This is a genomic window from Kitasatospora sp. NPDC059673 (assembly GCF_042734215.1).
Lineage (GTDB): Bacteria > Actinomycetota > Actinomycetes > Streptomycetales > Streptomycetaceae > Kitasatospora.
In genome coordinates this window covers 14,119-26,240 of the sequence record NZ_JBHWEN010000005.1, presented here as the reverse complement: position 1 = coordinate 26,240, position 12,122 = coordinate 14,119, and the positions used below count along the sequence as shown (strand labels likewise).

Here is a 12,122-nt window from a genome sequence, read left to right as displayed (position 1 = left end):
ACTCCTGCGGTCACTGATACCGAGGGCGCTCACGGGCCGGACCCACCGCCACCGGCACCGCTGTCCTGACCAGCGGATAGCGTCGGTCGCACCCCATCCACCGAGGAGTGCGCAGCATGAGGTCGCCGGACGAACTCGACCAGGTCCCCTGGGCCGAACTCTCGCACGCGTACGGCTCGGCCGAGGACGTCCCCGAGCTGATCGGCGCCCTGTACGCGGCTCGGGCGGCAACGGTGGACGAGGCGGTGCACGAGCTGTTCGGCACGGTCCTACACCAGGGCGACGTCTGTTCGGCCTCCGGCCCCGCCGTGCCGTTCCTCGCGCACGCCGCCCGGCACGGCACCGGCCGGCCCGTCGATGTGCTGCTGCTGCTCGCGATGATGGCCGATCACGAGCCGGAACTTGTCGGCTCGGCCCGCTGGGAGCGCGGCCCGGTGTCCGGGGTCTGCGTGGAGCTGTGCCGGGTGCTGCCCGAGCTGCTGCCCTGCCTGGACGGCGCCGATCCGGAGCTCCGGCAGGCCGCCCTGCGGGTGGTCGCCGCCGTCGCCGATCTGCTGTCGTCGCACCTGGCCACCGAGGTCACGGCCCGGGTGAGTGAACTGTTCGAGAGGGACGCCGTGCCCGAGGTGCGGGGCGACGCGCTGCTGACCCTCGGCGCGCTGACCCTGGGCGCGCTGGGACGGGCGCCGTCCGCGTTCGCCGACCCGCTGCCCGAAGTGCGGCTGGCGGCAGCCGTGTTGGCGGCCGAGCGCGGCGGCCCGCCGTACCCGCCCGAGGTGGTGGAGGCCTTCTGCCTCGACGGTGCGCGCCCGCCGTGGGACATGCCGTGGGCGGACGGCCGCACCCTGGACGACCGGCTGACCCGGCTGCTGGCCCGCGATCCGGACGCGGCACTGGCGGTCGCGGCCCGCTGGATCGCCGCGGGCGACCAGGGCAGCCGGGGCTCCTGGCTGGCCGAACGGATCGTCGAGACCTGGCGCGACCGCGAACTCGAGGTGCTGGACCTGCTGTTGGCCGCCCTCCCGCACCAGCACGACGGCCCCACCGCGCACCTGCGCACCATCGCCCACTGGATCGAGCGCCTGCCCGCCCCGCACGACACCCTGCGGGACACCCTCTTCGCCCACGCGGCCACCGACCCGTCCGCCCTGCTCGGCCTGGTCCGCGCCCGCGACCCGCGCGCCCTGGACCTGCTGTCGGCCCACTCCGACCCTCAACTGCTCGCCGAGGCAGCCAGGTTGATGCCCACGGCAGCCGACCGGCTGGTCCCACTGATCCGCCACCGGCTCGCCACCGCTGCCGACCTGCACCTGATCGCCGCCCTCCCCGCCCTCGGCGAGCCCGCCCGCGCAGCCGTGCCCGAACTGCTCAGCTGCCTGCACACCGGCACCCGCTACGCCGCCACCGCCGCAGCCCGGGCGCTCGGCCGGCTCGGCGACCCCGGCCCGGAGGTGCTCCACGCCCTCGCCACCGCCACTCACAGCGAGGACTCGCCACTGCGGATCGCCGCCACCGTCGCCCACCACCGCCTGACCGGAGACGCCGAACCCGCGCTCGCCGCGTTTCGCGAGCTGCTCACCGCCTCGCCCCAACCCCACTGGGACGCCGACGAGTTGTCCTCCCTCGGTCCGGCGGCCGCAACGCTCCTGCCGCTGCTCGAACCACTGCTGACCGCCCGCGACCACACCCGATTCGCCGCCGCCGACGCCCACCACCACCTGTCCGGCTCCCCCACCCTGGCAACTCCCGCACTGGCCACCCTGATCACCCCCACCGCCCTGGGCCTCTCCGCCCTCCGCTCCCTCGCCACCACCGGCCCCCTCCCCGACCCCCTGCGCCCCACCCTCCGCGCCCTGGCCTTCTCCCCCCACCGCCTCACCCCGGACGACCCCCTCGCCCCCACCGGAGGCGGCCACACCGACCACCAACTCCGCACCCTGGCCCTGTCCTTGCTCGCCCAATGACGACCGCCGACCGACCCCTGCCGCGATCTCGCGCGGCCAGTCCGAGGCCGGACAGCAGGACACGCGTACGTCAAACCCACCCAACGCCACTACGAGAGATGCACAACTCCCGCCCACAGTCGGCCATATGACGATCCGTCACTTCATCGAATCCGCCAGCTCCGTAACCATTTCGATCTTCCCGATCGTCATATCAACAGGACGGCCTGCCAGCCGGGCGGCCGTGTGGCGGAGGGGACGGCGAGTGATGACGGACGGCGGGCGTGCGGGCGGCAAGGGGCGGGTCAGAGTGGGTCAGGTCGCGGCGGGTGTGGTGGCTGTCGGGGCGGTCACCGCGCTCGCGGTGGGGCTGACCACCGGCGGCAGTAGTGCCCCGGCGCAGCAGTCGTTCTCCACGAGCGGCCCGGAGACGACGGCGCCGGGTACCGCCTCGGCGACGCCGAGCCCCTCCCCGTCGCCCTCCTGGGACGGCAAGGTGAAGGTGCTGGGGGACGGCTCCACCTCGGACACGGGGCCGCAGCCCAATCAGCTGAAGATCGAGAAGCTCAAACCCGGGGAGAAGCCACCGCAGTTCGTGGTGTTCTCCTGGGACGGCGCGCTGGAGAACGACGACCACCTGTTCTCCCGGTTCCGGAAGCTGGCCAAGGAGAACAACGCGACCATGACCTTCTTCCTAACTGGGATCTACTTGCTCCCGGAGGCGAAGCACGGGCTCTATCGGCCGCCGCAGCACGACCCGGGCAGCGCCGCCATCTCCTTCCCCACCGGTCAACACGTGAAGGAGACGCTGGAGCAGTTGCGGCTGGCCTGGCGGGACGGCGACGAGATCGGCACGCACTTCAACGGCCACTTCTGCGGCCCGAAGGGCGGCGGCAACTGGAGCACCGAGGAGTGGCGCAGCGAGATCGACCAGGCGATCTCGTTCGTCACCGACTGGAAGACGAACACCGGGTTCGCCGACCAGGCACCGCTGCCGTTCGACTATCGCAAGGATCTCGCGGGCGGCCGGGCCCCGTGCCTGGAGGGGCAGAAGAACCTGATCCCGGCCGAGAAGGCGCTCGGTTGGCGGTATGACGCGAGTTCCCCGGGGGAGTTCCAGGTGTGGCCGGCGAAGAACGGCGGGGTGTGGAACTTTCCGCTCCAGTTGCTGCCGTTCGGCGACACCCAGGTGCTGTCGATGGACTTCAACTTCCTTGCCAATCAGTCCGGCGACAGCACCCAGGGCGATCCGAGGAAGTACCGGGCCTGGGAGAAGCAGACCCGCGAGGGTTATCTGGACGGGTTCGCCCGGGTCTACAACGGCAGCCGGGCGCCGCTGTTCATCGGGAACCACTTCGAGACCTGGAACGGCGGCATCTACATGCAGGCGGTCGAGGACGTGATGAAGGCCGTCTGCAAGAAGCAGGACGTGCGCTGCGTGTCGTTCAAGGAGCTCGCCGACTGGCTGGATGCCCAGGACCCGAAGGTCCTGGACCAGCTCCGCCGGCTCGATCCGGCCCAGGCGCCGGACTGGCCGACGTACCTCAAGTAGCCGTCAGGCAGCCGTCCGCACAGTCAGCCCGCCGCCTTCGTGTAGGCGGTCCAGATTCCGGCGGGGACGGTGTAGTCGGGGGTGGTCGGGGCGGCGCCGGCCACCCCGGCCAGGGGGAGGAGTTCCAGGGTCTTCGGGTCCATCCGGAAGAGCGAGACGGCGGTGGTGACCGCGCCCCGGTAGCCGACGAACCACCCCGCTGTCCGGGCCTGGTTGACGCCGGTCTTTCCGGCGGCGCCGGGGACGGCCTGGCCGACTTCCTTGCCGGTGCCGTCCTTGACCGCCCCGCGCAGCGCGTTGTCCACGTCGGTGGCGACGCGCACGGGGACGGCCCGGACGGCGGTGGGCCGTTCGACGGCGAGGTCGGCGCCGTTGCGGCTGATCCGGTCGACGGAGTACGGGTCGGTGCGCATGCCCTGCCCGCCGAAGGCGGTGTAGGCGTCGGCGAGCCGGATCGCGCTGGGGGTGGAGTTGCCGAGCGAGAAGCCGGGGGTCAGGTCGCCCATGCTGTCGGGGAGCAGTCCGAAGCCGAGGGCGCTCTTGCGGACGTTGTCGAGGCCGACGTCCATGCCGAGTTGCTGCATCGGGCCGTTGACGGACTGTTCGACGGCGGTCCGCAGGCTGATCGGGCCCCAGCTGCGTTCGCCGTCGTTGGCGGCCTTGGCCTTCTTGCCGTCCCGCGCCCAGTACGGCCCTTCGGGGGTTTGCAGGTCGATGCCGTTGTCGCCGTTGTAGCTGGTGGTGGGCTGTACCGGCGCCCTGGGCCGCTGCCGTTCGCGTTGGACACCCTGGTCGAGCCCGGCGGCGTACACGAGCGGGGTGAAGGCCGAACCGGCGGGCACGTTCACGGTGTTGGCGTTGTTGAAGCCCTGTTTCAGGTAGTCGGGTCCGCCGTAGACGGCCAGGATGCGGCCGTCCGCGTTGACGGAGGCCGCGCCGAGGTGGACGTTCTGGTCGGCGGGGCGATGCTCGGGGTCGAGGTTCTTCGCGGCGTCCTGGACGGCCTGGGTGAGCGCGGTCTGCCGGGGCTTCTCGAAGGTGGTGTAGATCTGGTAGCCGCCGAGGTCGAACTGGGCCGGGGAGATGTCGGCGTGGCTCTGCGCGTAGCTCTTCGCCAGGTCCACCAGGTAGCCGGTCTGCCCGCGCAGGCCGGCCTGTTGCGGCGGGGCCTGCGGCTCGGGGAAGACGGTGTAGCGGGCCCGTTCCTCGGCGGACAGCTTCCCGATCTTGACCATCCGGTCCAGGATCCACGCCCACCGTTCCACCGCCCGGTCCCGGTTCTCGCCGCCGAGCGCGGGGTCGTACAGCGAGGCGCCCTTCAGTACGGCGGCCAGGAACGCGCCTTCACTGGCGTCGAGTTGGGACACGTCCTTGCCGTAGTAGGCCTGTGCGGCCCGCTCGATGCCGTAGCTGCCGCGGCCGAACCAGCTGATGTTCAGGTAGCCGCTGAGGATGTCCTGCTTCCTGACCTGCTGGTCCAGCTTGATGGCGATGAACGCCTCGTCGAGCTTGCGGGAGAAGTTCTGCCGCTGGTTCAGGTAGGCGTTCTTCACGTACTGCTGGGTGATGGTGGAGCCGCCCTGGGTGTCACCGCCCGAGCCCATCCGGTAGAACGCCCGGGCGATGCCCTTGAACGAGATGCCGGGGTCGGAGTAGAAGTTCTCGTTCTCGGCCGCGAGCACCGCCCACTGCACGTGCTCGGGCACCTGGTCCAGCGGCACGTCCTGCCGGTTGACCAGGCCGGTGCGCGCCATCTCGGTGCCGTCCGCCCAGTAGAAGACGTTGTTCTGCTGAGTGGCGAAGGCGTTGAGATCCTTGGGAATGTCCGTCCGTATGTACATCACCACAGCCGCGACCGCGAGCAGGGCGATGCCCCCCGTTGCCAGCAGCAGCAGTTGACGCCAGGACGGGAGCCAGCGCCGTAAGCCGCTGCGGCCGGTGCGCGGGTAGTCCGGCCGCAGCTTCGACACCCAGCGCCGCGCGCCGCGACGATCCGCACCCTCGCGTCCCGCGTCCCGACGCGGTCTCGACTTCGGTGTGCGGGCGGGCCGTCGCCTGGCGCGTACCGCCGGCCCGTCCGCTTCCGTTTCCGCTGCCCCGACCGCTTCGCTCGGCTCGCCGGACACCATGCGTTCCCCGATCTGCTCGATTGGCAAATCTCTCCCGCCTACTGTGGACGCGCCCGGCAACCCTCAGGTCTCGGCCCATCCGGTGTGATCATCACCACGCTCGCCGACCGGCCACCACCCCTGGTAACGTCGCGATCTTCGCCGCTCGCACCGGCGGAGTCCCCCTGGCAGGAACCATGACGACCGCACAGCTGCGCCTGCACCACGCCCTGGACGCCCTCGACGCCGCCGGTTCGACCACCCGACCCGGACCGCCGGTGCACGGCTGCGAACACTGCTGGACCGCCCAGGACTTCGCCCTGCTGACCGGCCCCGCGGACCTGGTACCGAACGAGCTGCTGCGCCGGGCCGCCATGAAGAGCTGGGACCTGTGGGACGACTTCCCCACCCTGTACCGGCGGCTCGCACCGCGCATCCTGCGGGAGTTCTCGACCGGTCGACTGATCGCGGACGGCCCCTTGATCGCCAGCCGCCTGCTCACTGCCCGATGGCGGGAGTGGCCGCACGCCGAGCTGGTCACCGAGGTGCTGGACGCCTGGTGGTCCGCCACCCTGGAGGACCCCGAGCCGCCGAGGAGCGTGCCGGAGGTCCTGGAGACGGTGGCCACGACGACCGGCACCCTCACCCCGTGGCTGCGCACCTGGGCGGACACCGCGACCGTGACGGCCGACCGGCACCTCGCCGACGCGCTGGAGCGGTGGCTGCCCCAGGGCGAGGTGCTCGACCTGAAGTTCGGCTTCTACGGCGAACTGGAGGTGGGCGCGGAGTTGACGCAGTGGCTGCTCTCCCTGCCGCCGGGCCGGATCGGCGCGGATCAGCGGTACTGGCTCGATCTGGTCATCTTCCACTGCCGACAGGACATTTGACCGATCGTCAGGGACGGATCTCGCCCGAACCCCGCGGAATCAGGGTGGTGGGGAGCTCCAGCCGGGCGGGCGCGCCGCAGTCCCCGGCCAGGCGGGCGAACAGGCGGCGGGCGGCGAGGGTGCCGAGGGCGGCCGGGTCCTGGGCGACCACGGTGAGGCCGGGGGTGAGCAGGGCGGCGAGCTCCAGATCGTCGAAGCCGACCACGGCCGGGCGGCGCTCGGCGGGCAGGTGGTGCAGGGCGGCCAGCGTGACGCGGTTGTTGGCGGTGAACAGCGCGGTGACGGCGTCCGGTCCGGTGGTCAGGCGGCGCACCGCCTCACCGACCCGGGCGCGGTCGGTGGGGCCGCAGTCCAGCCAGCGTTCGTCCACCGGGAGCCCGGCCTCGGCCATCGCGGCGCGGTAGCCGCGTTCGCGTTCGGCGGCGGTGTGGATGGCCCGCTGGTCGCCGATGTAGCCGATCCGGCGGTGGCCGTGGGCGATCAGGTGCGCGGTGCCCCGGCGGGCGCCGCCCGCGTTGTCGCTGAGCACGGCGTCCGCGTCGATGCCGGCGGCGGGGCGGTCGAGGAACACCACGGGCGTACCGGAGGCGATCTCCGGCAGCAGGTACCGGTGGTCGTCCCCGGCCGGCACGACGATCAGCCCGTCCACCCGGCGGGCGCAGAACGCGAGCGCCAACTCCCGTTCCCGATCGGCCTGTTCGCCGCTGGAGCCGGTGAACAGCAGGCAGCCCTCCGCCGCCGCGACCTGTTCGACGGCCCGGGACAGCGCGGAGGAGAACGGGTCGCTGATGTCCTCCAGCAGGAGCGCGACGCTCGCGGTGCGCCCGGTCCGCAGCACCCGCGCACTGTCGTTGCGCCGGAACCCGAGGGCGTCGATCGCCTCCCGCACCCGCCCGGCCGTCCCCGCCGCCACCCCGGGCTCCCCGTTGACCACCCGGGAGACGGTCTTCAGCCCGACCCCGGCCGCCGCGGCGACATCCTTCATGGTCGGTCGGACACCGGTGCGGAGGCTGCTCGTCATGCCACGGAGAATAGTGCGGGTACCTCCGGCCCGCTCCGACCGGGCGTCGCCGAACAGCCCACCGGCCGCCAGGAGGTCAGGCCGTCAGCCGGTGGTGGCCCCAGTGCGGACCGCTCCCGTGCGGCGCGCCCCGGCGAGGACGGAGTCGAGCAGGCCGGGGAACAGCTCGTCGAGGTCCTCGCGGCGCACCCGCCCCCGATGCACCCGGAGCACCGACCACGGCCCCCGAACCAGCGACCCGACCCGAACACTCGACCGCCCGCCGACGGCCCCGCGTCCGACGCAGGTCCGACGCCGCCGACCACCACGCACACCACCCGACCCCGACGGCGACGCCCTCGGTGGCCCCACCCAACGCCAACCCGGCCTCACCCCCTCCCAACTCCGCCACCCCGCCGCCACCCTGACCGCCGCCTGCCACCGGTGCGCCCTGGCCGCCGTCCCGGTCCCCGAAGCAGCGACCCGACCCGAACACTCGACCACCCGCCGACCGCCCCCGTCCGACGCAGGTCCAGCGCCACTGACCGCCGTGCGGACCCCCCGGTCCCGGCGGGGCCCCTCGCGCTGGACAACGTTGTCAGAGGCGGTCAGAATCACAGGACCCGATCCGACGGCGCCCTGCCCCGCACCACGGCGCTCCCCGTCCCACCTGTGGAGACGTCACCATGAGCCACCCCCCGGCCGACCCCGCGACCCCCGGCGAACCGCTGCTCGCGGCGCTGGACATCGGCGGCACGAAGATCGCCGGCGGCCTGGTCGACACCGGGGGCACCCTGCTGCACCGGCTCCAGGTCCCGACCCCGGCGACCGGCGACCGGCACGAACTGATGGCCGCCGTCGCGCGCGTCCTGGACGGCTTGGCCCGGCTGCCCGAGTGGAGCCGGGTGCGGGCGCTCGGCATCGGCAGCGCCGGGCCGGTCGACATCGCCGAAGGCACCGTCAGCCCCGTCAACCTGCCGGGCTGGCGCGCCTTTCCGCTGCGCGCCGAGGCCACCGCGCACCCGGCCGTCGGCGACCTGCCCGTGATCCTCGGCGGTGACGCGGTCGCGATGACCGCCGCCGAACACTGGCGTGGCGCGGCCCGCCCGTACCGCAACGCGCTCTGTCTGGTGGTCTCCACCGGCGTCGGCGCCGGACTCGTCCTGGACGGCCGCCTGCACACCGGCACCACCGGCAACGCCGGCCATCTCGGCCACATCAGCGTCGACTTCGAGGGCCGCCCGTGCCCGTGCGGCTCCCGCGGCTGCCTCGAAGGGCTCGCCTCCGGCACGGCCATCGCCCGCACCGCCGCCGAGAGCGGCTGGCGCCCCGGCCCCGACGGCGACACCTCCGCCACCGGCGTCGCCCGCGCCGCGAAGGCCGGCGACCCGCTCGCCCTGGCCGCCTTCGACCGCGCTGCCCGCGCCCTGGCGGCCGGCATCGCCGCCACCGCCACCTTGGTCGAACTCGACGTCGCCGTGATCGGCGGCGGTGTCGCAGGCGCGGGCGACGTCCTCTTCGCACCCCTCGCCCACCACCTCGCCTCGTACGCGACCCTCCCGTTCACCCGAAACCTCGCCCTGGCCCCCGCCCGCCTCGGCACCGACGCCGGCCTCATCGGCGCCGCCGCCCTGGCCCGGCCGAGCCTGCCGCACTTCTCGTGACGCTCCCCCCGGCTAAACCCCGCGGCGCCCAGCGGCTGCGATTTCGTGCCGCGCCGGTCAGCCACTTCCCGAATGCACGGTGTTACGTTCTGCATTGAATCGGCCGAATCAGCCCCTTTGTGCGGGCGCTTCCGCCTTGCCGATTCGCAAAAACGCCCCTCCGTCCCGGGAGAACACCAGCATGCGCCAAGCGCCCTTGGAATCGGCCGATATTGCGCCTGGGCAGATTGTCCAATGGAATATCAGGTCTTCGGGAGTGGCGTACGCAGACCGCCACGGCGAGGAATACGACAGGAACGCGTCGTTCAATCAGGACAAGCACCACTCCCTGATCGACGAGACCCGCAACAGCCGCGAACCGCTCGCCTCCTGGCTCGCCGTCACCTTCGAGGTCGAGGGCCCGCTCGACCGGGCGGCCCTGGAGTCGGCGCTGCGCTTCCTGGTCCAGCGGCACCAGGTCCTGCGCTGCGAGTTCCAGCGGCTCCTGGGAGACCTGTCCTGCGCGGTGCACCGACCGGAGGACATCGAACTGGAATCCGTGCACATGGGCGAATTCGACACCTCGCAGGAGGTTCACGCGTTCCTGAGCGGCAGCTTTCAGAAGCATATCGACACACTGGAGTGGCCGCCTTACACCATGGGGGCCGTCGTCCGGGACGCCGGCCCCACCACGGTCTACCTCGCATTCGACCACATCGTGTCCGACGGAATGTCAATGCCGAATGTGGTCCGCGACGTGCAAATCGCGTACGCCGCTTACCGCGCAGGAAAGCACCCCGACCTCCCGCCCGCGGGAAGTTATCTGGATTTCGGCCGGGAGCAGCGTCACCGCTACGCGTCCATCGCCGTGGACGACGACCGCCTCACCTACTGGAAGTCGTTCATCGCCCGGAATGACGGATTCTTCCCGCAGTTCCCGCTGGATCTCGGCACCGAACCCGGCCGCCTGTACCCGCCGGTCAACGAATCCGCGACCCTGCTGGACGGGCACCAGGCCGCCGCGCTGGAGGCCCGCTGCCAGGGCGCGGGCGGAAAGCTGTTCATGGGACTCTTCGCCGCCGTGGCGATCGCTCTGCGCGAGGAGGGCGGACCAGACCTCTACCGCGCCCTGATGCCGCTCAGCGAGCGCGGCCGGGGCACCTGGCGGGACTCCCTCGGATGGTTCGTCAACACCCTGCCGATCGAGTTCTCCGTCGCCAGAGACCTGGACTTCCCCCAACTCCTCGCCGGAGTCCGGGACGGCTTCTCGACCATGATGGAGAGCCTCGACGTGCCCTTCGTCCGGGCCTGGGAACTCCTCGCACCCGAGCATTTCACCGGCCGCTGCTGGCCGTTCCCGGTGAACTTCCTCTCCTACATCGACATGCGCAAGTGCCCGGGAGCCGAGCACCACGACCGCTGGCGCCCGATGGCGCACGTCTGGGTGTCGCGCGTGAACGGCACCACCTCGTGGTTCCAGCGGGACGCCGACGGCCTGCACATCAACTCGATCTACGTCGATCTCCCACAGGCCCACCGGACCATGGCCCGCCTCCAGCACACCCTGCGCGAGACCCTGCTGGCGATGGCGAACCCCGCCGCCACGGGCTAACCGACGAGCGCCGAAACCGCCTCGCCCACGGTCGAGTTGCCGTCGGTCAGCTCCAAGGTCAGCCCGGCCGTCCCCGGCTCGTCGAGCAGCGCGACCAGGACGGCCGCCACGTCGTCGCGCGGTACCTTCCCGCGCCCCGTGGACGAGGTCAGCTCCACCAACCCGGTGCCCGGCTCGTCGGTCAGGTGGCCCGGCCGTAGCACTGTCCAGTCGAGCCCGGGGCGGGACCGCACCTCGGCGTCGGCCGCCGCCTTGGCGCGCAGGTAGGCGGCGAACACCGGATCGGTCCCGGCCGGGGGCTCCCGGTCGGCCCCCATCGCGGACACCACCAGAAAGCGCCGCACCCCGGCAGCCTCGGCCGCGTCCGCGAGCAGCACACAGGCCCCACGATCAACCGTGTCCTTCCGGGCCGCCCCGCTGCCCGGCCCCGCCCCGGCCGCGAACACCACCGCATCGGCGCCCTCCAGATGCCGGGCCACCTCGGCGACCGACGCCAACTCCAGGTCGCACACCACGGGTTCGGCACCCGCCGCCAGCAGATCACCCGCCTGCTCCGGCCGCCGGACGATCCCCGCGACCTCGTCTCCCCGCGCACTGAGCAGCCGTTCAAGCCGAAGCGCGATCTGACCATGACCACCAGCAATGACAATACGCATGCGCCCGACCGTACGCCCGAGTGATCGCTTCCCGTCGGAGCCCAGCCGACCCGCCATACGGACGGGTGAGTTCGGCCCGCACCTGGCGCGAGGTCAACTGCCCTTCGCGGTAGGCACCGCGGCCGATCGGTCGTCGAGGATCCGCTCCCACAGCAAGGAGTCCTGCCAGCGCCCGTCGAGCAGGATCGACGCGTGCGCGAGGCCGCACGGGCTGAATCCGTTGCGGCGCAGCACGTGTTGGGACGGCAGGTTCTCCAGGCTGGTGGACGCCTCGACGCGGTGCAGCCCGAGTTCCTCCGCCATCACTTTCAGCGCGAGGCCGACGGCGCGCCCGGCGTGGCCCTGGTTCTGGGCGGTGGTGGCGATCCAGTAGCCGAGCGAGGCGCGACGCAGGTGGGGCTGCGGCAGGATGCCGCCGACGGTGACCTGCCCGATCACGTGGTCGTCGGCGAGCACCACGCCCGGCCAGACCGTCCCGGCGCGGTGGGCGGTCAGCAGCCGGTCGATCCGCTCCGTCTGGCCCTCCGGGGTGAAGAACGCGGCCGGTTGGGCCGGTTCCCACCGCCGGAAGGCCTCGGCGTCGCGCGCGCGGTGCGCGGCTATCGGGCCGGCGTCGGCGGGCGCGATCAGGCGAACGGTGGTGCGGCTGCCCATGGTTGAGTCCTCGTCGCAGAAGATCGGACGAAACGGCAGCCTACGCGCAGCGCCCTCGCTACCGGTC

The 12,122-nt window shown here is 72.2% G+C and carries 9 protein-coding genes; 5 read left to right on the top strand and 4 right to left on the bottom strand.

The window, feature by feature from the left end:
• The first annotated feature begins 116 nt into the window (after positions 1 to 116).
• Both ACFV18_RS08030 and ACFV18_RS08025 read left to right on the top strand, forming a co-directional pair.
• Positions 117 to 1,964, top strand: coding sequence for a hypothetical protein (locus ACFV18_RS08030; protein ID WP_380480475.1), 1,848 nt, complete (start codon positions 117 to 119; stop codon positions 1,962 to 1,964).
• Positions 1,965 to 2,091: 127 nt separating this feature from the next.
• Positions 2,092 to 3,495 carry a hypothetical protein gene (locus ACFV18_RS08025; RefSeq protein WP_380480473.1) on the top strand — a complete coding sequence of 468 codons (1,404 nt, stop codon included), beginning with the start codon at positions 2,092 to 2,094 and terminating at the stop codon, positions 3,493 to 3,495.
• Positions 3,496 to 3,518: 23 nt separating this feature from the next.
• Here the strand turns inward: ACFV18_RS08025 and ACFV18_RS08020 are convergent, their stop codons facing one another.
• Positions 3,519 to 5,465 carry a transglycosylase domain-containing protein gene (locus tag ACFV18_RS08020; protein ID WP_380480471.1) on the bottom strand — a complete coding sequence of 649 codons (1,947 nt, stop codon included), beginning with the start codon at positions 5,463 to 5,465 and terminating at the stop codon, positions 3,519 to 3,521.
• A gap of 335 nt (positions 5,466 to 5,800) precedes the next feature.
• On the opposite strand from ACFV18_RS08020, the gene ACFV18_RS08015 reads away from it, so the two are divergent.
• The gene (locus ACFV18_RS08015) at positions 5,801 to 6,490 is read left to right on the top strand and encodes a hypothetical protein (protein ID WP_380480469.1); all 690 of its coding nucleotides are present in this window, start codon (positions 5,801 to 5,803) and stop codon (positions 6,488 to 6,490) included.
• A gap of 7 nt (positions 6,491 to 6,497) precedes the next feature.
• Here the strand turns inward: ACFV18_RS08015 and ACFV18_RS08010 are convergent, their stop codons facing one another.
• Positions 6,498 to 7,511: a LacI family DNA-binding transcriptional regulator gene (locus ACFV18_RS08010; RefSeq protein ID WP_380480467.1), complete on the bottom strand. Its 1,014-nt coding sequence runs from the start codon at positions 7,509 to 7,511 to the stop codon at positions 6,498 to 6,500.
• Positions 7,512 to 8,176: 665 nt separating this feature from the next.
• On the opposite strand from ACFV18_RS08010, the gene ACFV18_RS08005 reads away from it, so the two are divergent.
• Positions 8,177 to 9,154, top strand: coding sequence for an ROK family protein (locus ACFV18_RS08005; protein ID WP_380480465.1), 978 nt, complete (start codon positions 8,177 to 8,179; stop codon positions 9,152 to 9,154).
• Between the two features lie 256 nt (positions 9,155 to 9,410).
• A complete protein-coding gene (locus tag ACFV18_RS08000; protein ID WP_380480463.1) occupies positions 9,411 to 10,745 on the top strand; it encodes a condensation domain-containing protein in 1,335 nt (444 codons plus the stop codon).
• Here the strand turns inward: ACFV18_RS08000 and ACFV18_RS07995 are convergent.
• The gene (locus ACFV18_RS07995) at positions 10,742 to 11,401 is read right to left on the bottom strand and encodes an SDR family oxidoreductase (protein ID WP_380480461.1); all 660 of its coding nucleotides are present in this window, start codon (positions 11,399 to 11,401) and stop codon (positions 10,742 to 10,744) included. The two genes, ACFV18_RS08000 and ACFV18_RS07995, sit on opposite strands and share 4 nt — an antisense overlap.
• Before the next feature lie 93 nt (positions 11,402 to 11,494).
• Positions 11,495 to 12,055: a GNAT family N-acetyltransferase gene (locus ACFV18_RS07990; RefSeq protein ID WP_380480459.1), complete on the bottom strand. Its 561-nt coding sequence runs from the start codon at positions 12,053 to 12,055 to the stop codon at positions 11,495 to 11,497.
• Positions 12,056 to 12,122 lie beyond the last annotated feature (67 nt).